Genomic DNA, 26,638 nt, shown 5'->3' with positions numbered 1-26,638 from the left:
AGTAATATCCGCCTGTAGAGACAAGACGATGTATAAGCGCGGTCTTGTCGACATAAACAAAACCACCCTTACGCAATTTCTCGAAGTTCTGGATTCCTATGGGATATAATCTGTTCATATAAAGTCTGTTTTTTGTATAAAGCACTTACTTTTACAAAGATACACAATGGAATGTGGAGCGACAAATGAATATAAGATAAATTAAAGCAAAAGAAGCGTTAGAAACTTTAAAATAAACGTGGGCAAATTTCAATCAAAACGTGGGCAAATTTAAGGTAAAACTTGCCCACGTTTTTTCAAGACTTGAGTAAAGGTATAATATTTCCGCTACTCACTTTTCATCACATCACTTGGATTGATGCGTACTGCCTTATTAAGCTGGAACACAATCGTTGCCAATGATACGAAAGCCACCAGGAGGAATGAGAATAAGAAGACAGAAATACCAACCGGTGCTTTTACCACAAAATTAGCCGAGTACACGCTTATGATATACCACGAAACCGGTGTAGCAATTATAAATGCCAGTAAAAACGTAGCTATATATTTACGTCCCAAAAGAAGATATAAATCCTTCATTCTTGCTCCGTTCACCTTTCTTATGGCTATTTCACGATAACGACGACGTATATCGTACAATGAAATTCCGAAAAGTCCGAGACATACTATGAAGACTGCAATTCCAGAGAACAGAAGATATACGTTAGCCAGTTTTTCATCATTCCTGTACAAATCTTTTACCTTGTCTTCAAGCATGGAATATTTAAATGACTCTACCCCATATACATCTTTCTGAACCTGTCGCAGATATTCTATCACTTCTTTCTCCCTACCTTCACGACATGCTATCTCGTATTTGTCGCCACGATTTTTATCTGATATTATAAACACTGTCAGTGACGGTCCACTGCTTATATGCCCAGAATAATAATCATTTACTACACCGACAACAGGGATAGGCGTGTCATTAATGAGCTTACAATATACAGTAGCTCCGTCAATAGAATTGTATCCAAAAGCTTTCATTGCCGACTGGGTAAGCAGACATACCTGCCCATCTATATTTTCGGGCAATCCTCCCTCGATAAATTTCAGCTTGTATATGTCAAAGAACTGAGGTGCCACCATATAGGGCACAGCCGATACAGTTTGGTTCTTGTTACCGGTAAATCCCGTATTATATGAAAATCCTACGATATAGTATGGCGATGCCGTCCACGAACGTATATCAGGACATTCGTCCAGGGCTTTGTCTATCGCCTTAACGCGCTGCTGACGCAATTTTATCTTTTCCGGTGTATAATAATTATAGTCTCTCGACTCGTAAACAAGTTCAGCATGGATTATATCTTTTGTCTCGAATCCGGGAGGGGTATTCAGCATAAAGCGGAGCTGGCTGTTGAAGTAGAATGCCAACATTATAAGTATGAATGTGAGCAGATACTGCACAAAAAGGAATGTCATACGCGAATTCATTGAGCCCGTAAACGTATTTCCCAATGTGCGCAATGAAAATATCGGCATTTCTTTCTGACATCTGTAATAAAAATAGACAGTTACTATCAAAGGTAACAGCAAAAGGAATCCTACGGAAATCCACAAATCAAACCAACTGTAGGACAATTCAGTTCCGAAAATATTATTGACAGGAACATTGGTTATCTCTATTATAAGCCATGCAACAAACAGAGCCGGAACAATCAGCAAGGCATTTTCGGCATATATCTGCATGAAAAGTGCTTTCTTTCCTGCTCCGAACACTTTACGCAACGTATGGAAACGGCCACGCTTCGACATGACTACCATATAGAGATTTACGAAGTTTATTACCCCTGCCAAGAATATCATAATACACATTCCGGCAAATACGTACAGTTGCAACTTGTTTCCACTGTTACCCATTCCGTGAGCTGTGTTATAAACTATAGCTTGCTCCCAGTAAATATCTTTTACAGGAATGAGTGAGAAAGTATATTTGCGTGTATCATACTGGGTTGCATGCGGATTAAGATAACGTGGAATACGCCCAATAGCATTAGCGGCTTCAACAGCCGATTCGGTATCTATACGGATAAACTCCATAGGCATACGCTCCCATGAATCTGTCAGTCGGGATGACAATACGATTTCGAAATCAATGGTTCTCTTGCAATGAGGTTTTTTCAAGATTCCTGAAACTATCAAATCCTTTCCATTGGAATATCTTATTTTCTTACCTATAGGGTTCTCGCTGCCGAATATCCTTGCGGCAAAATCCTCAGTAAGCAATGCGGCATCAGGTGCATCAAGCGAGAGGCTTCCTTGAGCCGTCTCATATCTGAATATTTTAAAGAATTCATTATCTGCCACTATCCCGTTCATGATATAGCGCTCACCTTCATACTCTACGTAATCTTGCTCCAAAATAGTGAGTTGGGCACGTTCGCTGATATATCTTTTATCTACGTACATACTGTCAAGCCCGTCCAACTCCGCAACAGATAATCCATGATTTACTCCATCTAACACGAATTTTACTCCGTAAACAGAATCCTTGTCAACACAGTTATCGTCAACAGACAATTCACTATTAATGTAACGGAGCAATATGATACAGCATGCCAGACTTAACGACAGACCTACAAGATTTATTATTGTGTAAGATTTAAGGCGTACCAGAAAACGCCATGCATAAATTATAGTTTTCATATTTCAATTTTTTTTATAAAATAATATTACAAAAACGCTTTGTCATTTTAGTCAAAATGTCTTGACATTTTAAGTCAAACGACAGGACATTTCTTCTAAATGTCTAAAACACCAATTCCTCCGCATCGCCAAAGTTATCATATCCTGACGTAATCACACAATCACCGGGCTGCAAACCTTCGGTTATTTCATATTGACGCGGATTCTGACGGCCAATGGTTATTGGTACTTTATATGCCCGTGTCTTGTCTTCACTGAGCTTATAAATCCACCTGCCGCCTGTATGCTGATAGAAATTACCGCGCGAAATTACAACTGCCTGCTCCGGCTGTCCCAATTCTATCTGTACTCTGAAACTTTTCCCCAGACGGACATTGTCCGGCATATCTCCTGTAAAGACCAAATCGACATCGAACATGCGGTCCTTTACCTCTGGAACAACCTTGGTGACTTTCAAAGGATATTTCTCTCCCTGATTAGATACCGTAGCAGGTAGTCCTGTTGTTATCCTGTCGATGTAATATTCGCTTAGCGAAGTGTGAACTTTAAACTGGTCAAGGACTTTTACTTCGGCAATGTTCTCACCCGCTCCTACCTGCTGACCAAGAGTTACTTTTACAAAACTCAATTGCCCATCCACCGGTGCCCGCACTACAAGGTCATTCATTCTTTCAAGGCTGCGCTGGAGTTTCTTTTGTTCCCTGTCATAATCGTTCTTAAGAAGTTCTTTTCGTATAACAGTCATGGCAGAATCGCTGCGAAGACTGCGCAATTTCAGGCGTGTGGACTCAGTCTTATACTCATACTCATCGCGCGACACTTCAAGCTGTGCCTTACTGCGTATTCCCATTTCGTATTCTTCTTTTTCGAGGGCAAAACTTTTCCTGATTTTATTCAGTTCGTATTCGGCTTCCAGAGTCTGCTGTTTCAGGACTAGAGTTTTCTGCTCCATTTCAAGCTCTTTCTCGCGGTAAGTTATCATCTGCTTTTCCCAATCATCACGCTGGTCGTCGATATCTCTCATCAGATTCGGATTGGAGAGTATCAATATCGTATCTCCTTTCTTCATCAGTCTTCCTTCTTCGGCTACGATGCTGTTCACATTCCCGGCTTCGCGCGCATTCACCATAATGGTCATAATGGGCTGTACTATACCTTCTACGTCAACATACTCCATGAAATCCGAGTCCGTGACTTCCGACGTCTGTATCTTGTCGATGTCTATCCGCAACCGGCGAGGACCTGAGGCAAGAACTATCACATAAACTATCCCGGCAAGGATTACTGCCCCGCCTGCTATCCTGTACTTGTAGCGTATGTACCAGGGTTTCTTCTTTAGTTTTATATCCATAAGTGTAATGTTTTTTTATCGTCAGAATTCAAGATTATGCCATATTGGACATTTATTCATAAAATCATACTGTGTTATACTGCGCAGACCGTAGTATAGAGTCCAGTATGTCTGCATGGCTGATATGTAGTTACGGAGTGCAGAATCTTTTTCAGTTGTCGCCGCATTTAAATCAAGTATCGATGATTTACCCATCAGATAAAGTTTAAGAGCCACTTCGTAACGCTTCGTGGCAGTCCGCTCCGTCTTTCGTGCCACACTCACCTGCTGCGACTGAAGATTGAACTGACGTACCATTTTCCTGACATTCAGTTCGAAGTCAGTCATGGCCTGGGCCACCTGTGTCTCCACCAGTTCCACATTCGATTTTGCCACTCTCACTTTTCCCTTTCCTCTTCCCCAGTCCAGTATAGGTATTGCTATGGAAAGACTCACATACTGCTGGTCGAGCGGATTGCTGTACGAATCCTTAAAAATATCTGCCGTCTGCGACAGACCGAACTGCAGATACAAATCGGCCTTCAAGCCTCTTGACGCCTTAGCAGATGCCAGCTGACTGCGACTTTCCAGTTTCCGTCTTTTATACAGGTCGATGTCCGGACTGTTCTCGTATGCCTGTTTGAGAGCCTCATCAAGCGGTACATCAAAATAGTATATGCTGTCTGCAGGAATTACTTCTATCTCCGCATCATCATTTATTCCGAGAAAAGAACGCAGAGTGAGCATGGCATCTTCAACCTCTATTCCGGCATTCATCATGTTTGTTTCCTCATTCAGCTTGTTCACTTCCAGTTGAAGCATCTCATTTTCGGTGATACTGCCTATGTTATATCTTCCGCGAGCATATCTGTACAATGTATCGGCAGAAGCATAGTTGGAACGTGCTATATTAAGATTGGTCTGTGCCGAAGCAAGGGCATAGAAAAGCTGACAGGTTCTTGACGCAATAAGTTCCATAGTCTCTGCATAAGTCTTGCATGCCTCACGGTATTTCACAGGCTCGATACGCTTGTCCCATTTCAGATAGTTATATCCGAAGAGTGACTGAGTGTAACCGATTGAAAACGGTTGGGTGTTATACGCCCTGCCATTGCTTCCGAACTCGTCAATCCTCTGTGTAGAGGTCTGTACGAAAAAGTTACCACCCGTGAAAGATACATTCTGACTAACCTGCAATCCAAGGTCAGTGCTCAACTTATTCTGACGGATGAACTGTTCAGTTCCGTCCGGTTGGGTAATCTTGTTAATCTGCCGGTTAAGGTATGGATTGGAAATCAGACTGACTGACGGCAGATAGTTGGCGCGGAAAGAACGGTAATTCCAATAGGCGGCACGGTATGTATGCCTTGCTGCCTGCACCTCCGGCGAATTATCGTGTGCCATCGATATGGCATCTTCGAGAGTGAGCGTAAGTTTTCTGTTTGTATCACCTGCATAAGTAATGCCTGCGGTATAAACTGTTAAAATTAAAGTCAAAAATATTCTTATTCGTTTCATGGCAACTGTAAGTCAATGAAGTTAAATTAAAATAATTTATCCGGTATATTTAAATCAAAAACTATGCCATTATGTTATATCATTATCTTTCAGACATTTAGAAAATAAGAATCGTTAGCTATATCGTGCGTATACGCACAAAAAACGTGCGATAACGCACATACAACACATCGTTTTAAGTATTATATTTGCAGAAACACGATAATAACATGGAAGACAAAGGAAAAATACTTATAATAGACGACAATGAAGATGTGCTGTTTGCATTAAACCTCCTGCTGGAGCCATATATGGAAAAGATCAAAGTGACTACCCAGCCTTCGAGGATAAAACACTTCATGGAAACTTTCAGTCCGGACGTGATACTTCTGGACATGAATTTCTGCCGCGACGCAATAAGCGGTAATGAGGGGTTTGAATATCTGGAACAAATACTGAGCATTGACCCTAAGGCTGTAGTGGTATTCATGACAGCATACGCCGACACAGAAAAGGCTGTAAGGGCTATAAAGGCAGGTGCTACAGATTTCATTTCAAAACCTTGGGAAAAGGAGAAACTGCTTGCCACACTGTCGTCTGCAATCAAACTAAGCAAATCGAACAAGGAAATAAACAGATTGCGCGAACAGGTATCGGCTATGGGAAACGAATCGCCGATTTCGGACTTCATAGGAGAATCTCCGGCCGTAAGAAAGCTGAAGGACACAATATACAGACTGTCTGAGACAGACGCCAACATCTTGATTTTAGGCGAGAACGGTACGGGTAAGGACATGGTGGCGCGTATGGTGAAGAGCCTTTCGCCACGTGCCGGAGAAAGTTTTATCACCATAGACCTTGGGAGTATACCCGAACAGTTGTTCGAGAGTGAGCTTTTCGGATATGAAAAAGGCGCGTTTACAGATGCGAGGAAATCTAAACCGGGAAGAATGGAAATGGCATCGGGAGGCACACTGTTTCTTGATGAGATAGGAAACCTGTCATTGCCAATGCAGGCAAAACTGCTGACAGCATTGGAGAAAAGATATATCACAAGGCTTGGAGGAGTGGAACATACACCGATAGACATACGTCTGATATCTGCGACCAACTCAAACCTTCAAGACATGATAGACGAAGGGAAGTTCCGTCAGGATCTCCTCTACCGCATAAACACCATAGAGCTTCACATTCCGCCACTCAGGGAAAGAGGAAACGACATCATCCTGCTGGCAGAGCATTTCCTGAAGATATACAACAGGAAGTACAGAAAAGAAATCTCCAGCATCAACAGGGACGCAAAAAACAAACTCATGAAATATCCATGGCCGGGAAATGTGCGAGAGCTTCAACACGTAATAGAAAGGGCTGTGATATTGAGCGACAACAGTTCGCTGCGTACCGACGACTTTATTTTCGCACATAATGCCAAGGAACAGAAAAGCCTGCCGGATGAGGAACTGAACCTTGAGGCATTGGAAAGAAAGGCAATAGAAAAAGCTATAAAAGTGACAAACGGCAATTACACAATGGCTGCCGAACTATTAGGTATAAGCAGATTCGCTCTTTACAGAAAAATAGACAAACTACAACTCTAATTCATCAGGTATGAGAAGATTCAATATCTACATATTGACAAATACAGTCGCGCTGTTTCTGTGTATGGCAGGAACGGTTTACTGTATGCATACTAAACTCGTTTTTTCCTGTCTGCTTTGTTCTGTTTTATGTCTGCTCGTAATAATAAACATATACCGGCTGCAGAACAAACAGACAAAGATGATAAGGAAAGCCATAGAATGTCTGAAATCTAAAGACACAAGCAGTATAATAACTCCCCCTTTCAAGGACAGGGAGATATCTGAACTGGCAGAGACTCTAACGTTCATCATAAAGGATCTGAAAAGCTCTGCCATGGAAGACGAGACGAAATATCAGTACTACAAAAATCTGATGAACAGTGTAGATACCGCCGTAATCTCTACATATAAGGACGGAAGAATTATATGGATGAACAAGTCAGCAAAGAGTATCTTAGGACCGGAAGTATTCAAACTGCCGGAAGATATTCAGGATGCACTGAACAATAAGGAAAAAATAGTACACAGAAAGAAGCAGGAATCAACACTCGATTTATCTGTTTCATGTACCAGGATTTCTGTTCACGGACGGGAACAGTTCATAGTGAGCATGAGCAATATCCATTCCGCATTGGAAAAGAACGAAATGGAGGCATGGCAAAAACTCATCAGGGTGTTGACGCATGAGATTATGAATTCTATTACCCCTATCATTTCATTGTCGGACACTCTGCAAGAAAGAAGCGCAGAATTCCCTATAAACGAAAGTACTCAGAGAAACATTTCTCAGGGACTGGGAATAATAAATCGCCGTTGTAAGGGACTTATGGAGTTTGTTGACAACTACAGAAAACTTACGCGAATATCTACACCAGTAAAGAGTGAAATAAAAGTTTATGACTTTTTGAAGGATATCGAAGGACTCACTGCCACTGACTACATACATTTTAATCTTGAAGACAATGATATGACTCTATCAGCTGACAGGGCACAGTTGGAACAGGTATTCCTGAACATTATAAAAAATGCTACAGAAGCATGCAGAAAAAAAGAAAATCCTCAAATAGAAGTATCAGCCGTATATCACAAAAACGATTCTATAAAATTCACCATATCCGACAACGGAGAGGGCATTATGCCTGAAGTAAAGGAAAGAATCTTCGTTCCGTTCTTCACCACCAAACCCAATGGTTCAGGTATAGGCTTGAGTCTCTGTAAGCAGATAATTACCCTGCACGACGGATTTATTAATGTAGAATCAAAAGTTGGTTACGGAACAGTATTTACGATTATAATGAGAAAATCATGATTTCTTTCCGTCAGTCACATCAGACAGAATCTCACTCTGTGCGAAGTATTCAGGTTTCTCGGCATAAATGTACATCACGCTTCCACCCTTTATTGCATCAATAATGGGTTTGGAAATCTTTTGAGGAAGTGCGGGACATCCAAGACTTCTACCCAAGCGACCACCGCCTTTTATCACTGAAGGATTGGCATACGATGCACCATGAACCACTATGGCACGTTCCTTTGCTTTATCGTTTATCCCCTTTTCCAGTCCATTAAGAATAAGCGAATACCCGTTACCGCCGTTATAGGTAGTCTCCGTAAGATAAAAACCTAAAGAACTTTTATAAGAACCATATTCGTTTGAGAATGATGTAGCATAGTTTTCGCCGCTGTTTCTGCCATGCGATACAAGAGAGTTGAAAAGCATCTTGCGGTTCTTCATATCGAATACATAGAGACGCTTCTCTGTCGACGGCTTGGAAAAATCTATAAGGGTAAGAATATCACGATGACGGTTTTCGATTTTTCTGTATCCTTCTACTGCCTGACGAAAAGCCTTATAATTGACAACTCCCTCAAGCTGCATAGACGCATAAAGATCGGCACATTCGTCAACTTCTGAAGGAGAATGTACAAGCATACCACTGGCTAAAGACGGTGCCATGGCAGGAACTACAAAGCCGGAGCAAACAAGAAATATAGATATTAATATATTGCGCATTATCAAAAATCAATGAAAAATTCAGCTGCAAAGATAGCACTTTATATTAATACATCTGAAAATCAGTTAGTTAAAAAACTCAATGAAATGTTATATCGAATATTCATTCAATTACTACAACCAGACTTTCCTGTACCGGAGCCCAGTCGTAAACGAATTTGGCATGCGAAGTGGCATTACGTACACACATGTGTGAACGTGGAGTGGTACCCAAACTCCAGCTGTATTCTATCATCTTTGTGGCAGGAACATTTACAGGTACTCCATGTATATATGCCCCATTGGTAAAACGGCTTGCATACGGCGCATAACCTCCTACTGCACTCGAACCGTCCTTCAGAAAAATCATCTTCTGTTTCTTTTCCTGAATGAGATACATACCAAGCGGAGTCTCTTGAGCGTATGGAGGGTAATGACGTCCGGTAGTAGCAGGATTAATGCTTCTCACCTTCCATTCTGCCTTTGCCACTCTTTCAAGAGTGGTTATATTCTGATTCCCACGGTCAACGAAAACAACATGATGAAAGTTTGTAGAATCGGGAAGCATCTTTACATATCTTTCCGGAACATACCATTCGTCATCGAACGTGGCAGGGCGTATATGTATATATCCACCTTTTCTTCCAAGAACAGAAGCTAAAGAGCCGTCACGACCATAACGCTCGGGAGTAACAGTATCGGACAACAGATATAAAGGCACAGACTGATATCTTTCCACTCCCAAAGTATCAGATACACGCTTGTATTCATTTCTGACAAACCTTCTGACCAATGCAGCTTCACCGTTTCTGTTTCTGTAGTTCTGTATGACACACCATTTACCCGATTCGGGTTCCATATTCTCGACGTATGCCAGACACTTCTTTATAACATCCCATTTTATGGAACGTACAGTGTCCTTGTAAGGATAAACATCCTCAAGGGTATATTTATCGAATAAAAGTTCTTTGGTGATTTTTATGTCTTCAGCAGTTATCGGCTTTTCCTGAAACAGTTCTGTAATTGTAATACTTTCAAGTAATTCCTCTACCTTCTCCAGCGGGACAACACCTTCACCTTTTCTTATTTCGCATCCGGAAACAAGAAAAACAAGAAGTAAAGAAATTACAAATGCTTTCATAGTCGATTGATTATCTATTTGACACAAAGATAGTATTTTAAAATTAGTTTACAAATACTAAACGTGGATTTATTGTAATTATAAATTATTAAACCTCTGTATCTATATTTTCATCAATAAAACGCAATGTCTCCACTTTTTCCAAACGTGCCCTCAGCTTAGGCATTGAAGATTTTCTGATTCTCAGCTTCATCAGACAGTCCATATCATACGACTGTTCGAGAATCTCCGGTTCCTCTTCCTTCACAATCCTCATTACATCGTTCATAAAAGGATATTCAAAAGCGAAAGACACATCCTCATCAACAGTTTTCTCTATCACTACAGCTTCTTCAAGAGCCTGAGCGGCAGCAGTCTTATATGCGACAATAAGACCACTCGTACCCAACTTTATACCTCCGAAATATCTCACCACAATAACAAGAATATCTGTAAGTCCGAAAGAATTTATCTGACCGAGTATAGGACGTCCTGCAGTACCGGAAGGTTCACCATTATCATTGGCACGGAAATCCTTTCTTTCAGCCCCAAGCATATAGGCATAGCACACGTGGCGGGCATCATAATATTTTTTCTGATACTCCTCAAGGTATGTCTTTATCTCCCCAAGTGTACGGACCGGAAGAGCTATGGCTATGAATTTGCTTCGCTTCTCAGTATATATTGATTCGGAAATCCCCTCAATTGTCTTATATGTGTCTTCCTGCTGCATTTTATGATGTTTTGAATGATAATGCAAAGGTAATTATTTAATGCTTACAAACAAAAAAGCCCGGCCATTTCAAAATGACCAGGCTCATTAAAAGCAATCAGACAATGCTATTTATTAACACAGATATTAGCAGTTTCCCATTTATGTGTATCAGAACATTTAATATTCAAGACTTGATTACCTACCTGCATACGGAAATCACCTTTCTCAAGTATCCATTTTCCGTCAGCACCTACAAAAGCAAGATCGCTTCCTTTGATAGTCAATGTTACAGTTTTGGTCTCACCTGGCTGTAATTCCACTTTCTTGAATGCGCGCAGCCTGCGGTTCTCTGGTGTGAGCGATGCTACCAAATCGCTGCTGAACAACATTACAACTTCTTTACCTGCAATCTTTCCAGTATTTGTAACGTCTATTGTAAATTCCAGTTTTTCGTTTTCAGTAAAAGTATCTTTGTTCACACGCAGATTCCTGTAATCGAAAGTAGTATAACTCAAACCGTAACCGAAAGGCCATTGAACAGAAATTACAGCATCATAATCGTATGCACCTTCCATCTTATCCATTTCCTCGCTTACACGATAATCGTATGTAGTAAGTTCAGCTTGGTTTCTTGGATATGTATATGGCATCTTAGCACTTGGATTTGCATCACCGGCAAGGATATTTGCCAATGCATCTCCACCATAATTACCAGGCAACAAGATATTGATTACACCGTCTGCCAAAGGTTCAATGTCACTTATAATACGTGGACGACCGCCATTTATTACAAGAACAATAGGCTTGCCTGTCGTAGCAAGAGCTTTAACAAGGTTACGCTGGTTTTCAGAGATTGCAAGGTCTGCCAGATTTCCAGGAGTCTCGCAATATGAATTTTCGCCTATACATGCGATGATTACATCTACATTCTTTGCTGCAGCCACAGCCTTTTCTATTTCAGGAGTGCTTTCTTCGTAATACGCTCCTTCGGCAACGTATGTAACTCCTTGTTCTAGAGTTACCAAATCAGCGCCAAACTTGTTGCTTACAGCTTCGTAGATGGTATTATACTCACCTGCAAAACGGTCGGCAAGATGTCCTTGCCATGTATAACTCCATCCGCCGTTAAGGCATCTCATTGAATTTGCATTAGGACCTGTCACGAGGATTTTCTTACCTTTTACCAATGGTAATATGTTATTCTTGTTTTTCAGCAATATTTCCGATTCTTCGGCTGCTCTAAGTGCGATTGCGGCATGTTCCTTACTGCCGAATTTAGGATAATCCTTATAGTCGGTATTAGGTTTTTCAAAAAGTCCTAAACGGTATTTCAGACGGAGAATACGACGTACGGCATCATCAATACGACTCATCGGCACTCTTCCCTCTTCTACCAATTCCTTCAACAGTGTACAGAAATCAAGATCGTAAGGTTCCATAGCCATATCGATACCCGCATTGATGGCAATTTCAATAGCTTCCTTTTTGTTGGCTGCTATTCTTTCACGAGTATATAGGTTATTAATATCTGCCCAGTCGGTAATCAACATTCCGTCCCATTCCAAATCTTCTTTAAGCCATTCTGTGAGTAACTGCCTGTTGGTATGCACAGGCACACCATTAATGGAAGCACTGTTTACCATTATTGTCAGCGCACCGGTCTCTACGCAAGCCTTAAACGGAGCAAAACACTTCTCTCTCAAATCAGATTCTGATATATATGCAGGAGTACGGTCTTTACCAGTACGGGACATGCTGTAACCAAGATAATGCTTGACAGAAGCAGCTACACGGTATTCTGAAATATGATTAGGATCATCTCCCTGAAAACCACGAACAGCCTCACTGCCCATTATGGCATTAACCAGACAATCCTCCCCATAATTTTCCCAAACACGCGACCAGCGAGGATCTCTTGCCATATCCACCGTTGGTGAATAAGTCCAAGGACAGTTGCTTGCTCGTGTCTCGTAGGCAGTTATAACGGCCGACTCATATGTGAGTTCAGGATTAAAGGATGCACCAAGATTGATATTCTGCGGGAAAAGCGTTCCACCAAGGGTATAAGTAGTACCATGATTCTGATCCAAACCGTAAATACAAGGAATACCTATTTCCTTCAAAGATACTTCCTGAATATAACCGATGATTTCTTTCCATTTCTCACGGCTTTGAGCAACCGGTCCTGGAGCATTCAGTATAGATCCAACCTTGTACTTTCTAATTGCATTTTTTACTTTTTCCTTATCCAGTTTGAACTCTCCGTCCACCACATTGCCAAGGACATCTATTGACAGTTCTGTCATCTGTCCGACCTTTTCATCCAAAGTCATTCCAGCCAATGTGGCTTCAACCTTCTTCTCTATTTCTGTATCTTTCATCAAATTGACAGGAGTTGCCGCCTGTACGAAGCAGGCAGCATTTCCTATGATTGACGATACAAATAATACTTTTCTTAAATCCATATTTATCAATTTTTTTCTTGGTAAATAAATTATTCTTCGTAAGTAATTCTATCAACATAATATCCGAAACCTACACAAAGGAATCCATCTTGCGAATTCAACAAGTCAAGTATCTCTTGTGACATAATTATGTCACTAACACCGTCCGCATAAACTTCAAACTCAGGATACCCAGGAAGTTCTGTCCACCATCCGGAAGAGAATCTTATTTTATGATAACTATCATCAGATTTAATTGAGTAATATACCTTTAATTTTGTTCCTACAGGCAAATTCTTCACATCATTCTGTACCGCATCAAACAACCTGTTTGGATCACCTTCAGTTAAATCCCATGATACATAGTGATGTCCCTTCCATAATTCAACTTCCAATGGAGAGTCTTTTACCGTAACTGCAAGTTCTGTCTTTATCTCACCATCAATAAAGAAACTAACATTTTCTCCTGATTTAGCTATACCTGTCAATACATAATCTCCGTCTGCAATTGCAGGTGAAATGAATTTAAGACGAGTTGAATACTGTTCAACGAATGTAGTAATTGTATTTCCACCCAATGACAGCGAAACGACCTTATCAAGATTCAAACCGGTAATAGTCCACTCAGCATCAGGACGCTTGTTTTCAGGTCCTGCAGTTATCAACGGCCGGGAAGTAACATCCATTGTATTAGCACCGTATCTATTGCCTTCCGCATCTATAAAAGCCACACGATACTCACCGTCGGCCAATTCTGAAGGAATTTTAAATTCAATATAACCATCTGATTCCACATATGTTATATCAGAGATTTCCACTTCCTGATTAGTTTTAGACTCAGCAACATTTATCTGCTTTAATGCTACTTTTACAACCTTTTCAAGATTTGTTCCACTAAGACGTGCCCATCCTCCAGTTGCGACAATACGTTCTGATATTACTTCTTCACTCTGAGGATCTTCAGCCAAAGCTTTTATTTTTACAAGTCCTTCACGGAAAGTTGTTTTTCCTACAGGAGTTGAGACATCAACCCTAAGATGATAAACACCGGAATTAAGATTCATCTCGAGCGTCTTTTCTGTTCCGACTTCTTCACCGTCAAGAGTCCAAACCACAGAAGTGAAATCGGCAGGCGTAGTTGTTACCGTTATTGAGAACAATACATCCCTGTCTATTTCAGAAATAGTTCCCAGTCCACCATTAGCGTCACGCTCCGGAAATGTAGGAGCTATGATACGAGGCTCGTCATCTGCTGCTGCAGTAGAAAATGGCTCTTCTTCACTACAAGATGTAAAAGAGAAACCTGCACCGAGCAATATAAATAATATCCAATATATATTTTTCATTTTAATACGAAATTTAAATTGTTTAGTGTACTAGATTTTATTCTTTATCCCACCATACAGGAATATTCCAACTGTTAGTTCCACCCATACGGTCCAAAGCTTCCTGATAACCTTCCTTGTTGTAAGAAGACTCAAGTATAGGATAGCACAAACGTACAGGAATGTCGTATCCACCAGTAAGCTTGTCTGCCGCATAACCATATTCTGCAGGGGATTTCAGCTTTGGATATCCTGAACGACGTATGTTAGCCCAACATTCTGACAGATTATGGAAGTGAAGAATCCAAGCCTGAGTATTTATTGCTTCTTTTTTGCCTTCGTCACTAAGAGCAGAAATAGGGTGATTTGCTATATAATCGTTTATATCCTGATCGTCAATTTCACAATCATAGTTATCAACTAGAAACGCCATCGAAGCCTTAACACCATTTTCGTAATGCTGTTCAACAGATGCAGTACCTACGTTCCATCCTTTAAGTTTAGCCTCGGCCAATAGGAACTCAACCTCAGCGTAAGTCATCACAACACCAGGATTGTCAGATTTAAGGAAATTCTGGGCCAATTTAGGTCGGGTAGCATCCTGCAACCATGGATTTGAGTAATTTGTATTGTCAGGATACCTCTCTTTAAGTTCCGCTATAATTTCACTCCAATATCCATTGTCCGGCCATGGTTCATACCAGAATTCACCCGGTTTAGAAGGATTGAACTGTGCACCCAATTCCAACATTTCGTCTGTCAGATCAATACGGTTATTGGGATTTGACTGAGTCAGGCCCTTATCGAAATAACAACGGGTAAGTGCAAAAGTACGAGGGTCGTCATTGTCCTTCAAAGTATTGAAGAAAGTAGAACAGATATAAGTCTGATTATTTGCAGGGTCATTACCAAAATACAATTGTGACAAAGCGTTACGTCTGTAATCTGTATATGCTTCCTGACCAAAATTGAATGTAAGCTCCATATATTCAATCAATGCGTCATCATCAGCACTTGTCATATAGCCGGCAGGATCTGTAAATGCCTTTTCAAACTCTTCCTGCGCCTTCTGTGGAGCAACATCAGATATACGCATAGCAAAACGCATACGAAGAGAATTTGCAAGCTTTTTCCATTTACTTATATCTCCATTAAATATCACATCACCTGTGATTTCATCTTTCTTATCGTCCAAAGCGGCAGCGGCTTCAGTCAGTTCTGTAAAGAAACTGTTGTATATTTCCTCTTGTGTATCATAACGTGGACTTGTTATACCACTGATAAATCCTCTGGCTGCCTCTGAGTATGGAGCATCACCGTATGTATCTGTTATGATAGACATAAGATATACTTTGTAAATCACAGCAGCGGCATGTATGTTCACTTTGTTCTCGTCACCTTCTGTCTTTACCTCTGCATCTACAAGATTCTTGATTCCTGTAGTATAAAGGTTTGTCCAAAAACGATTCATTTCGTTATTGTCAATTTTGTGCTGACCTCCGTAGTTTGTTGTATTCCAACAACCCATAAGCTGCTGAGTAAAAGCACCTATATAGCTTCGGTATATTTCTATCATTCCAAGGTCGCCGTATGTCTGTAGTTCTGCAAAAGTCAACTGTGAATTTGGGTCAATATTTTCAGCTTTCGACGGGTCTGTATTCATGTCATTCATGTATTCATCACTGCAAGCTGTAAAAGCAAGTGCTAATGCCATGCACATTGCTGTTTTTATATATGATTTGTAACGTTTCATTGTGTATTTCTTTTTGAAATGATTTAGGATTAATTAGAATTTAACGTTGACATTGAAACCATAGCTTTTACGTGAAGGCAATGAGCCATATTCCATACCCATACCTGTAGTATTGTTATAGTTCGAATCAGGATCAATATTAGGAATATTTTTCCAAACGATAAACGGATTACGTGCAACGAAGGACACTGTCAATCCTTGAACCTTATTCTTCAACCATGTCTTAGGTAAGGAATAGCTCAATGTGATTTCACGACATTTGATATACGAGTTATCATAAACAAACATTGACGGTGCATAACGGCTGATATTCATCCAATAATCCTCAGGATTTACGTAAATATCGTTAGGACGATATGTTCCGTCACCATTGTCTATTACACCTGGAGCAATGAAACCGCCTGTAGGTGTCCAGTTTGCTTCGCTGATACCAAGAGCCTTACGCTGTTCTTCTGATTTATACCATTCTTCGCGTCCTTCCAATGTTTCCAATGCTTTACCGGATTCGTATGCGGCACGGGCAGACATTGAATACAAATCGGCGCCAACCTTAATATCGAATACAGCAGCAAGAGAAACATTCTTGTATGTGAAGTTCGTTACTACACCACCTGTCCAATCCCATGAAGCGTTACCCAAAATATGATTGCTGTTGTCGTATTGTGGCAAACCGGTGCTTGGATCAATCAAGATATCACCATTTTCATTGCGTTTGAAATCAGGACCAATGATAGAACCAAAATTTTCTCCTACTACAGCTGCTACCTGAACATCCTGCCATGTAGCCTTTTCCAGCTCGAACAAATCAATACCGTCAACCAACTCCTTAACCTTGTTATTGTTCTTAGAGAAGTTGATGTTCAAATCCCATGAAAAGTCCTTTGTCTGGATAGGACGGGTGTTCAAAGCTATCTCAATACCGCAATTCTGGATTTCTCCTGCATTAATCATACGATATGTATAACCTGAAGCCCATGAACTCGCCATCGCCATTATCTGGTTTCTACTAGTCTGATTATAATAAGTAAAATCCAAACCAATACGGCTATTCAGGAATTTCAATTCCAATCCCATTTCGTATGAATTGGTTCTTGTAGGCTTTAAATCACGATTAGGGATAGTACTGTTACTGATAGAACCTAAAGTATATCCGGGATAAGTAAATTTAGATTTCGTATATACCAGTCCCAACTGATAAGGATCTGTATCGCTACCCACTTGTGCCCATGAAACACGTAGTTTACCGTAAGGCAGAAGATTGTGATTCTTGATAAGTTCAGAGAATACAAAGCTACCAGAGAATGAAGGATAGATATATGTATTGTTATTCAAAGGCAATGTGGAAGAACGGTCTCCGCGCAATGTAGCATCAAGATATATCAGGTGTCTCCAACCAACATTAACTGCACCATAAATAGAATTTATCTGTTTTCTGTAATAATTCTGTTCCACACTTGTTTCGTTAAAGCTCATAAGCGCCACGGTTTCACGTATCTTCATGTCCTGAGCCGTAGTGATTGTAGTCTCATTATTCACTTTATACAAGTTGGCACCCAATGTCGCATTGAAATCGAAATCACCCCAGGAGTTGTTATACAGAGCCAACATTTCGAAGTTGTACATACGGTTTCTAAAATTGCTTATCTGCAATCTGCCTGCTTCATAGCCAGGAGTAGTAGGAGCCTTGAAATCCTCAAACTTAAACCAGTTGAATTCAGCTCCGACAGTACCCTGAAGCTTAAAATGGTCAGTAACGTTCCATATTGCCTTACCATTGAAACGGAACTGGTCTTTATCAGATTGGTTCGAGTTTTTGTAAACATCCCAATAAGGGTTTACATTATATGGATCCAAACCATTCCAGTTAGAGTATTCACCGTTTGCATCCTGATATGTTTTCAGCCATTCCTGATCGTATGTAGTGGCAAGTGTCATCAGGTTTTTACCGACATTACCTTTGCTGTCGCCAAGAGCCGGACGGTTCTTTACCGATTCGCGTGTATAGTTTGTACTGAAATCCAGATCTACTTTTCCCATACTCGTATTGGCACGCAAATTGAATATGTTACGGCTCATATTGGTATTAGGAACTATATCTTTATTACGCATATCGGTGTAAGTGAAACGTACTCCCGACTTTCCATGACTTGAGCTTAAAGTCAATGTATTTGTTGCAGTCAAACCTGTACGGAAGAAACCTGATACATTATCAGGAATTATCAAATACGGACGCGAAACACCATCAAAATAATCCAGCATATTTGAACCGTCGGCTTTTGGTCCCCAACTCTTATTTGTGTTTGCAACAGCATTTATACTGTAAGTGCCATCACTACCCATACCATATATTTGCTGAACTTCGTTCCATTTAGCAAGTTGAGTTTCAAATGTCATTGTACCATTATACTCAACACTCATACGTTCACCATCCTTACCGCTAGCCTTCTTTGTAGTGATAAGAATTACACCGTGACTGGCACGGCTACCATACAACGCCGAAGCAGCAGGACCTTTAAGAACAGACATATTCTCGATATCATCAGGGTTAATGCTTGAAATACCGTCACCCAAGTCATAACCTCCTTCCGTACCGGCACTGCCATAGTTTGTATTATCCAAGGGTACTCCATCAATGACATACAGAGGTTGGTTGTTTCCTGTCATTTCTGTATTACCACGCAAAAGTACACGTGTAGAACCTGAAGGACCACCTGCAGTCTGACTGACAACCAGACCTGGAACACGACCAGCCATAGAGTTAATCACATTAGTCTCCTTAGCTTTTGTCAAAGCCTCTCCCTTCACTTCGTCAACGCCATAACCAAGAGCCTTACGTTCACGTTTGATACCCAATGCGGTAACAACGACCTCACTCAAAACCTTGCTGTCTTCCTCTAGGGTGATATCCAGTGGTGCAGTACCAACTTTTACTTCTTTTGTTTTGTAGCCTACAAAACTTATAACCAGTGTAGCACCCTGTTGCACATTCAAGACAAAATTACCATCCATATCGGTAATGGTTCCGTTAGTAGTACCTTTTTCAACAATAGAAGCACCGATTATAGCTCCCATAGCATCTTTGACATTACCTGATACATGTCGGCTTTGTTGCATTACTGAAAGATTGTTTTCCGTAACCCCAGCATTCAACTGCGGCATTCCTCCAAAAAGGGATAGAGACAATGTACCGCAATACAATGTGTACTTGTAGTTTAATCTTCTCATAAGTTTTTAATAAGTAATAGTATTAAGATTAATTATATATTTTCACCCAATCGATGAACATCTGGGCTTTTTCTCCATCTTTCAATGCTGTAATTTGTGCCGGATCTGTTATACCGGGAAAGTCACCACCTACAGCCAAATTGAACAAGAAATAAAATTTATCATTGAAATATTCAAAACGGCCACTGTCCGGTCCGATATTAAAAGTTTTGATCAGTATATCATCAACCTTTACAATAAGTTCATTTTCATTCCACTCCAGAGAATATACATGATAGTTGCCATCCTGAAGACTTTTTTCCATAGTCTTAGTCTGGAAAATCTGCTCATGTCCTTCAACATCAGGACCATAATGAATTGCCGAATTTATGTATGCTTCTGTTGTATTATTGGCTATACCGGCTTTTTCTCCCATCTCCATAATATCGATTTCACCACAAGCAGGCCATTCCTTGTAGTTGTCTCCCATCATCCAGAATGCCGGCCATAATCCATTAGCCGTTTTGGGAAGTTTTATACTTGATTCCACTTTCCCATACTGAAAACTTTTCTTGCCTTTGCTGTTTACACGACCAGAATAAAATTTATCTCCTTCTCTCTTGGCAGTCAAAACAAGCACTGTCTTGTCACCGTCTTTCCCGACACTTACACACTCTTCAATATATTCCTGAAGCTCATTGTTCACCCACCCAGGTTCATGAGTTTCTTTTGTCCAAACAGAATTATCAAATGTGTTGAAGTCTTCTGTAAACACAAGTTTCCACTGTTTCGAGGGTTCATCTTCATCTCCTGGTTGCTCATCAGGCAGCTCAGGTTCCTCCTCCTGTCCTTCATTATCATCTTTGATTTCCTCTTCCGGATTATCAGGCTTTACCGGTTCATTATTTGTCGAACACGACTGCAGATTTACTCCAAAAAAGAATAATAGAAATAAAATTACTGTTTTCATTACCGATAGTTTTTTGGTTAAACATTATGTATTTTCACTTTCTCTTTTACTGTTAACTAAAGATTACATTCAGCTTCCAAGCTGTTGGCAAAATTGGGTATAATCCTGTTTTTCAGGGTTTGAATGCTGACAGAAAAGGGTTGAAATCTATCATTTTTGCTTTTTAACCAAGAAAACATATAAAAATCGGGCTGACAAATCAATTAATGCTCATAAATAAGACATTATTGATTTGTCAGCCCGTAATATAAATATAGAACTATCTATTAGTTTTGCTCCAGAAACTTGCTTGGTGATATACCAAATTGTTTCTTGAACAATATACTGAAATATTTAGAATTCACAAATCCGGTTTCAGCGGCTACATCTGCAACAGGCTTTCCTTGTTTCAACAGTTCTGCTGCTCTCTGAAGACGAATCAGACGTATGAAGTCCTGCGGTGCCTTTCCTGTAAGTGATTTCAAACGGTTATAGAACAAGGTACGGCTCATAGCCATTTCCTGGCATAATTGGTTAATATTAAATTCTTCATCATCCATATTATCCATGACGAGTTGTGTTGCATGCTTGATAAAATTCAAATCATCTTCTGATACCGGTACAGCATCATTCTGAACATTGCCACCGTCTGTTTGCCGTATTTCGTCCTCACTGTTCAAAGTATCAGTGACAACAGTTTCATTTTTTTCTATTTGTGCCACCACATTTTTCAGAACATATTCACGAAGATGATTTCTGGTTTCGAGAATACTATGAACCTTCAATCTTAAAATCTCTGCACTGAAAGGTTTAGGAATATAGTCGTCCGCTCCACTTTTCAGACCAGTGACCATGGCATCATGGGTTACTTTGGCTGTAAGCAATATAAACGGTATACCGGATGTCTGGGGATTTTCCTTTACTATACGACAAAGCTCGTCACCCTGTATACCAGGCATCATTACATCCGACAGAATAAGATCTGGATATTCTTCTGCCAAACATTCCAAAGCCTTACTTCCATCGGATACATCTATAACCCGATAATCACGTTCGAAAATCTTCTTTAAATAACAGCGTAATTCGTCATTATCCTCAACTATAAGCAATGTATCCGAAGATTCTTTAATATTTTCAGAATCATCACCAATATACTCAGTTCTATTTTCTATAACCGGAGATATCTGTTTATGTATAACATTATTATCAAAAGAAGAATCAATATCAGCCTTGCGTAACGTAACATAGAACGTACTGCCCTTGTTTACTTCAGACTTGTATGAAATTTTTCCATGCATCATATTCACCAAACGCTGAACCTGCAACAATCCGAATCCTGTACCGGGTTCGTTTGTCTGTCTTGCATTAACAGCACGATAAACATTCTTGAACAGCTGTCTGCCTGCATCAGCAGGAATGCCAATACCTGTGTCTTGAATCTCTATAACTACATTCTTCTTATCAGATAAAAGCGACAGGCTGATTGTCCCATTTGCCAATGTATATTTGCAGGCATTCGAAATAAGATTGTCAAGCAACATTTCCATCATCTGCTCATCTGCCATTGCAAACACATCATGTTCAGGCAAAGACATCTTTATATGCAATTGTTTCTTATCACAATATGACTGGAAGCTTACACATTCCTTCACTAACAAATCGTTGATATTTATAGGTTTAAGAGTTACATTTTTCTTATTTGTATCTATTTTCTCAAACTCAAGCAATTGACTTACAAGCGTATGTAGCTTACGTGTATTATTACGCGCTGTTTCCAACAAGTAACTTACATCATCCGAAAGGTCTTTTTCTTTACTAAGGTCTTCCAAAGGAGCCATGATAAGAGTTACTGGAGTCCGTATATCATGTGCTGTTTCTACAAAGAACTTTATTTTGTCCTCATTATGTCTTTTCTGAAGCTGATTACTCTTATATCTAAGTATGAAATAAAATATACCGAAAACTAAAGACAAATATATTATCCATGCATACCATGAATTCCACCACGGCTGATCGATGTTTATTGAAAGAGAATCTTCTGAAATGATTTCTCCATTACTTTTTCTTAAACTTCTGACTTTTAAGATGTACATTCCCGGCGATACATTAGTATATCTGACAGTTCCATTCGAATACACCGCACTCCATGATTTTTCATATCCTTCAAGAATATACTGATAAGCTATATCATGCTGAAAACGATAATTTATTGACTCAAAAGTAACAGAAAATGAATTATAACTGTAATCAAGATCAACCTTCTTATCCATGAGCATAGCATAAATGGACGGACGCATCTGTATTTCCTTCTCGGGAGAGATATACTCCAATTTTAAATCTGTTATCCTAACAGGTGCGTCGTATTCCTCAACAGCCATCGCATCAGGAGTTATAAAAATAGCCCCATAAGTACTTCCATAAGCAAACCTACCATCAGAAAGTTTGATACATGCCGATTTGTTATATGTCTTATCTGTATCATGAATATAATTCAGATTTGAAACCTTCTGGCCATTTACAACGGCAAGACCTTTACCTGTGCTTGCCCAAATACGTCCTTTATTATCACGTTGCAAGCTATATATGTCATCGGACAGCAAGCCTTCTTTAGTGGTAATTGTCTTTACATCACCTGAATTCATATCATACAGATTCAGTCCACCTCCTTCCGTGCCAAGCCATACAGTACCGTCACCATTAAACAACATTGAAATGATATAAGCACTGACATTCTTATCATTGAACTCACTGGTTGTGGCATAACGTCTGAACTGAGATGTATATTTTTCTACAATACAAAAACCATTTACTGTAGCAACGGCCATTCTCAAAGAATCAACTTCTTCTATGGAATGAACCCAGTTTATATCAAACTCATTTTTACGTTTTCCTTGTTTGTCGGCTATAATTAAATTTCCGTCAAGTCCCCCAATCCAAAGATCTCCGTCCTTGTCCTCCTTCACCGAGAAAATATAATTTGTAGTAAGTCCTCCCGGCTTTTGAGTAAGATGTCTTATCACACGCCCGTCTTTATCTATCAGGTACAAACCGTCACCATAAGTTCCAGCCCAGATATTTCCATCGCCAGAACTACATAAATCTACTATTACAATAGATTTTAATATATGTTTCCAACGATGATCTGACTTATTCCTAATACTTATACCATCATCCGTGGCAAACCACAAATCATGATTTATATTCTCCTCTATATCATTCACATTATTATTTACCAACGACTGCGGATTTCCCCGTTCATGTGTCATTATATTGATAGGATACTTCAAAGAAATAGCCACAGACACTCCACCAGTGTAACTGCCTATCCATATATTATCCTGAAAGTCTTTAGTCACAGCATAGATACCATTGCCACGTAAAAAGAACTCCCCACTATCCTCTGTATTTACAAACAACTTTGTTTCTGAGGTCTGTTTGTCCACAAAATATACTCCGCCACCGTCTATTCCAACAAGTATTCTGTTATTGTCATAAGGAGTAATGGCGCGAATAGGATTTAAAAAAGACAGATGTTGACCTTTTATACGATGCAATGAATAATTTCCGAGATCCAGAGTCCACAATCCGCTGTTGAACGTACCAATCCACAACTTATTTTCAGACTTATCTATATAAAGAGTTTGTACATTTTTATCTTCAACAAGTTGATTTGAAACAGAATCTTCCCTACATGATAAACGAAAAACTCCATTCGATGTACCAACAAATAAAGAATCACACAAACATACTATGTCATTTATATAATTGTCTTCTAAAACGCAACATAAAGCACCGTCTGACTTTTTCGAATATAATCCTCTACTCAATCCAAACCAAAGCGTCCCTTTTTCATCAGAAAATATTTTATTAAGAATAATTTCCCCCTCAATATACTCACCCAAAAACAAATATAATTCAAAGCTGTCAGTATTCGGTTGATATTTATATATTCTCCCGGTATGATCGTATGCCAAAAGTCCCAGTTTATTATCAAAATAAAGCCTGATTATTCTCCCTGCCAAATCACCATAATAGTAATTAGCAGATAATGAATAATTTTTTACTGTACGACCATTATATCTGTCCACTCCAGTTCTAGTTGAAATCCACATCACATTATCATTATCCTCAACTATTGAGAATACTCTTTCGCTACTCAATCCTTCAGTGCGACCGATGTGACGAACACTAAACATACCGTCAAACGATTCGGCATAAAAAGCAGAAACAGACAATACAAAAGATATGACTAATAAGATATATTTTAAATTTATCTTCATATATTAAATCAACAGACACTTACATCCTTAAATTTCACAAAGGCTAATATGATACAAATATAAAGAAAATATATCAAATTGTATATATAGTTAACTTAATTCTAGCATTATCTAAACAAGCATCGAATGCTACTGACAGTTACAGACCAATAATATTATCTAGTTAAACGACATATCGACTGCATTTAAATATTGTTTAAACCGTATAATATATTCCAATATACTTAATAGCGCCTGATGAATATAAATGAACTTAGTTCACTTTATTTTCATCAGGCGCCAAACAAATATCAATAAAATAAAAATACTGACATCATTCCAACTTATGTATAATCAATCCCGAACGAAGCTTAGGCTCGAACCATGTAGTCTTCGGCGGCATGATATTTCCCGTATCGGCAATGTCCATCAACTGTTTCATCGATACCGGATACAGTGCAAGAGCCATAGCCATTTCACCACTGTCAACTCTGCGTTTCAGTTCTTCAAGTCCGCGGATTCCACCAACAAAATCAATCCTCTTGTCCGAACGCAAATCCTTGATGCCAAGTATTTCGTCAAGAATGAGATTAGAAGATATTGTCACGTCAAGCACTCCTATCGGATCGTTATCATCGTATGTACCGGGTTTTGCAGTAAGACTGTACCACTTTCCGGCAAGATACAATGAGAAATTATGAAGTGATGAAGGCTTATAGACACTTTCGCCTTTTTCTTCGACTATGAAGTCTTTCTCCAATGCTTTCAGGAACTGTTCGGCTGTCAGTCCGTTCAAATCCTTTACCACACGGTTATAATCAATAATAGTCAACTGCGATGCCGGGAAACATACAGCCATGAAATAATTATATTCTTCGTCACCCTTATGATTTGGATTCTGGGCAGCTTTCTCGGCACCAACCAATGCTGCGGCAGCACTTCTGTGATGACCATCGGCAATATACAGAGCCGGCATATCGGCAAACAGAGCGGTAATTCTGTCAATGTCCTCTTTTCCGTCGATAACCCAGAAGGTATGACCGAAACCGTCACCAGGAGCCACAAAATCATATTCCGGCTCGCGTGCAGTGTATTTAGCGACAATGGCATCAAGTTCGGCATTATCGGGATATGCAAAGAATACAGGCTCAATGTTCGCATTGTTCACACGGACATGCTTCATACGGTCCTCTTCCTTGTCGCGGCGTGTAAGCTCATGCTTCTTTATTACACCGTTCATATAATCAGGCACGTATGCACCCACAACAAGACCATACTGAGTCTTACCGTTCATGGTCTGTGCATATACATAATAGTTTTCTTTATCGTCCTGCACCAGCCATCCCTTTTCCTGGAACATCTTGAAATTCTCCACTGCCTTGTCATATACAGCTGGATCATGTTCATCCGTTCCTACCGGGAAGTCAATTTCAGGCTTGATGATATGGTATAATGACTTTTCATTACCCTTAGCCTCTTCACGCGCCTCTTCTGAATTCAATACATCGTATGGTCGGGAAGCCACTTCCTCAACCATTGATTTCGGTGGGCGTATGCCCTTGAAAGGTTTAACTATTGCCATAATACTATAAATTTCGTTTGAAGAACAAGACTAATGTACGAAAAGCATACAAGAAACACGCCAGTGCCAGACCGCACAGGAATCCTTGCCAGAAATCGTCAATATACGACTTGCAAAAGGAATTTACCAGCAGTAGAGAAGTACCTACAGTCAACGGAATAAATGAATTTCGTTCATCACTTGTTATCTTCATATATTT

General features: G+C 39.8%; 17 protein-coding genes. 2 read left to right on the top strand and 15 right to left on the bottom strand.

What is annotated here, in order from left to right; all coding sequences use genetic code 11:
• The 4 genes from Q0486_RS02445 to Q0486_RS02430 all read right to left on the bottom strand — a co-directional run.
• On the bottom strand, positions 1 to 118 hold a 118-nt coding region (locus tag Q0486_RS02445; protein ID WP_299230126.1), incomplete at its 3' end, for an AAA family ATPase.
• A 209-nt stretch (positions 119 to 327) separates the two neighbouring features.
• On the bottom strand, positions 328 to 2,688 hold the full coding sequence (locus Q0486_RS02440) for an ABC transporter permease (protein WP_299230124.1): 2,361 nt from the start codon (positions 2,686 to 2,688) through the stop codon (positions 328 to 330).
• 103 nt (positions 2,689 to 2,791) lie between these two features.
• A complete protein-coding gene (locus Q0486_RS02435) occupies positions 2,792 to 4,039 on the bottom strand; it encodes an HlyD family efflux transporter periplasmic adaptor subunit (protein WP_299230123.1) in 1,248 nt (415 codons plus the stop codon).
• A gap of 21 nt (positions 4,040 to 4,060) precedes the next feature.
• Positions 4,061 to 5,536 (bottom strand): TolC family protein, encoded by a 1,476-nt coding sequence (locus Q0486_RS02430; protein ID WP_299230122.1) that lies wholly within the window; start codon positions 5,534 to 5,536, stop codon positions 4,061 to 4,063.
• Between the two features lie 209 nt (positions 5,537 to 5,745).
• Between Q0486_RS02430 and Q0486_RS02425 the strand changes: the two genes are divergently transcribed.
• Both Q0486_RS02425 and Q0486_RS02420 read left to right on the top strand, forming a co-directional pair.
• The gene (locus tag Q0486_RS02425; RefSeq protein ID WP_299230121.1) at positions 5,746 to 7,113 is read left to right on the top strand and encodes a sigma-54 dependent transcriptional regulator; all 1,368 of its coding nucleotides are present in this window, start codon (positions 5,746 to 5,748) and stop codon (positions 7,111 to 7,113) included.
• A 181-nt stretch (positions 7,114 to 7,294) separates the two neighbouring features.
• Positions 7,295 to 8,404 (top strand): ATP-binding protein, encoded by a 1,110-nt coding sequence (locus Q0486_RS02420; RefSeq protein ID WP_299230120.1) that lies wholly within the window; start codon positions 7,295 to 7,297, stop codon positions 8,402 to 8,404.
• Here Q0486_RS02420 and Q0486_RS02415 read toward each other — a convergent pair.
• The 11 genes from Q0486_RS02415 to Q0486_RS02365 all read right to left on the bottom strand — a co-directional run bounded on the left by Q0486_RS02415 (position 8,399) and on the right by Q0486_RS02365 (position 26,632).
• Positions 8,399 to 9,052, bottom strand: a complete 654-nt coding sequence (locus Q0486_RS02415; protein ID WP_299230119.1) for a murein L,D-transpeptidase catalytic domain family protein — start codon at positions 9,050 to 9,052, stop codon at positions 8,399 to 8,401. The two genes, Q0486_RS02420 and Q0486_RS02415, sit on opposite strands and share 6 nt — an antisense overlap.
• Positions 9,053 to 9,212: 160 nt before the next feature.
• On the bottom strand, positions 9,213 to 10,229 hold the full coding sequence (locus tag Q0486_RS02410) for a L,D-transpeptidase (RefSeq protein WP_299230118.1): 1,017 nt from the start codon (positions 10,227 to 10,229) through the stop codon (positions 9,213 to 9,215).
• Between the two features lie 88 nt (positions 10,230 to 10,317).
• Complete coding sequence (locus Q0486_RS02405) at positions 10,318 to 10,941, bottom strand: YigZ family protein (RefSeq protein WP_299230117.1); 624 nt, start codon at positions 10,939 to 10,941, stop codon at positions 10,318 to 10,320.
• A gap of 107 nt (positions 10,942 to 11,048) precedes the next feature.
• Positions 11,049 to 13,388: a glycoside hydrolase family 3 N-terminal domain-containing protein gene (locus Q0486_RS02400; protein ID WP_299230116.1), complete on the bottom strand. Its 2,340-nt coding sequence runs from the start codon at positions 13,386 to 13,388 to the stop codon at positions 11,049 to 11,051.
• A gap of 29 nt (positions 13,389 to 13,417) precedes the next feature.
• The gene (locus Q0486_RS02395) at positions 13,418 to 14,713 is read right to left on the bottom strand and encodes a hypothetical protein (RefSeq protein ID WP_299230115.1); all 1,296 of its coding nucleotides are present in this window, start codon (positions 14,711 to 14,713) and stop codon (positions 13,418 to 13,420) included.
• A gap of 37 nt (positions 14,714 to 14,750) precedes the next feature.
• The gene (locus Q0486_RS02390; RefSeq protein WP_299230114.1) at positions 14,751 to 16,445 is read right to left on the bottom strand and encodes a SusD/RagB family nutrient-binding outer membrane lipoprotein; all 1,695 of its coding nucleotides are present in this window, start codon (positions 16,443 to 16,445) and stop codon (positions 14,751 to 14,753) included.
• Positions 16,446 to 16,478: 33 nt separating this feature from the next.
• The gene (locus Q0486_RS02385; RefSeq protein WP_299230113.1) at positions 16,479 to 19,670 is read right to left on the bottom strand and encodes a SusC/RagA family TonB-linked outer membrane protein; all 3,192 of its coding nucleotides are present in this window, start codon (positions 19,668 to 19,670) and stop codon (positions 16,479 to 16,481) included.
• Positions 19,671 to 19,698: 28 nt separating this feature from the next.
• Positions 19,699 to 20,619: a glycoside hydrolase family 16 protein gene (locus Q0486_RS02380; RefSeq protein WP_299230112.1), complete on the bottom strand. Its 921-nt coding sequence runs from the start codon at positions 20,617 to 20,619 to the stop codon at positions 19,699 to 19,701.
• A 266-nt stretch (positions 20,620 to 20,885) separates the two neighbouring features.
• Positions 20,886 to 24,878, bottom strand: a complete 3,993-nt coding sequence (locus Q0486_RS02375; RefSeq protein ID WP_299230111.1) for a hybrid sensor histidine kinase/response regulator transcription factor — start codon at positions 24,876 to 24,878, stop codon at positions 20,886 to 20,888.
• Between the two features lie 313 nt (positions 24,879 to 25,191).
• Positions 25,192 to 26,439 carry a DUF1015 domain-containing protein gene (locus Q0486_RS02370; RefSeq protein WP_294457363.1) on the bottom strand — a complete coding sequence of 416 codons (1,248 nt, stop codon included), beginning with the start codon at positions 26,437 to 26,439 and terminating at the stop codon, positions 25,192 to 25,194.
• 4 nt (positions 26,440 to 26,443) lie between these two features.
• A complete protein-coding gene (locus Q0486_RS02365; protein WP_299230110.1) occupies positions 26,444 to 26,632 on the bottom strand; it encodes a hypothetical protein in 189 nt (62 codons plus the stop codon).
• Positions 26,633 to 26,638 lie beyond the last annotated feature (6 nt).

This window comes from uncultured Bacteroides sp. (genome assembly GCF_937912035.1).
Classification (GTDB): Bacteria; Bacteroidota; Bacteroidia; order Bacteroidales; family Bacteroidaceae; genus Phocaeicola.
The sequence above is the reverse complement of the archived record's forward strand: the minus strand, read 5'-3'. Positions and strand labels throughout refer to the sequence as shown.

Coding starts and splice junctions, on each gene's coding strand:
- Q0486_RS02440 (WP_299230124.1), bottom strand. CDS start 2,688: ATGAAAACTATAATTTATGCATGGCGTTTTCTGGTACGCCTTAAATCT.
- Q0486_RS02435 (WP_299230123.1), bottom strand. CDS start 4,039: ATGGATATAAAACTAAAGAAGAAACCCTGGTACATACGCTACAAGTAC.
- Q0486_RS02430 (WP_299230122.1), bottom strand. CDS start 5,536: ATGAAACGAATAAGAATATTTTTGACTTTAATTTTAACAGTTTATACC.
- Q0486_RS02425 (WP_299230121.1), top strand. CDS start 5,746: ATGGAAGACAAAGGAAAAATACTTATAATAGACGACAATGAAGATGTG.
- Q0486_RS02420 (WP_299230120.1), top strand. CDS start 7,295: ATGATAAGGAAAGCCATAGAATGTCTGAAATCTAAAGACACAAGCAGT.
- Q0486_RS02415 (WP_299230119.1), bottom strand. CDS start 9,052: ATGGCACCGTCTTTAGCCAGTGGTATGCTTGTACATTCTCCTTCAGAA.
- Q0486_RS02410 (WP_299230118.1), bottom strand. CDS start 10,229: ATGAAAGCATTTGTAATTTCTTTACTTCTTGTTTTTCTTGTTTCCGGA.
- Q0486_RS02405 (WP_299230117.1), bottom strand. CDS start 10,941: ATGCAGCAGGAAGACACATATAAGACAATTGAGGGGATTTCCGAATCA.
- Q0486_RS02400 (WP_299230116.1), bottom strand. CDS start 13,388: ATGGATTTAAGAAAAGTATTATTTGTATCGTCAATCATAGGAAATGCT.
- Q0486_RS02395 (WP_299230115.1), bottom strand. CDS start 14,713: ATGAAAAATATATATTGGATATTATTTATATTGCTCGGTGCAGGTTTC.
- Q0486_RS02390 (WP_299230114.1), bottom strand. CDS start 16,445: ATGAAACGTTACAAATCATATATAAAAACAGCAATGTGCATGGCATTA.
- Q0486_RS02385 (WP_299230113.1), bottom strand. CDS start 19,670: ATGAGAAGATTAAACTACAAGTACACATTGTATTGCGGTACATTGTCT.
- Q0486_RS02380 (WP_299230112.1), bottom strand. CDS start 20,619: ATGAAAACAGTAATTTTATTTCTATTATTCTTTTTTGGAGTAAATCTG.
- Q0486_RS02375 (WP_299230111.1), bottom strand. CDS start 24,878: ATGAAGATAAATTTAAAATATATCTTATTAGTCATATCTTTTGTATTG.
- Q0486_RS02370 (WP_294457363.1), bottom strand. CDS start 26,439: ATGGCAATAGTTAAACCTTTCAAGGGCATACGCCCACCGAAATCAATG.
- Q0486_RS02365 (WP_299230110.1), bottom strand. CDS start 26,632: ATGAAGATAACAAGTGATGAACGAAATTCATTTATTCCGTTGACTGTA.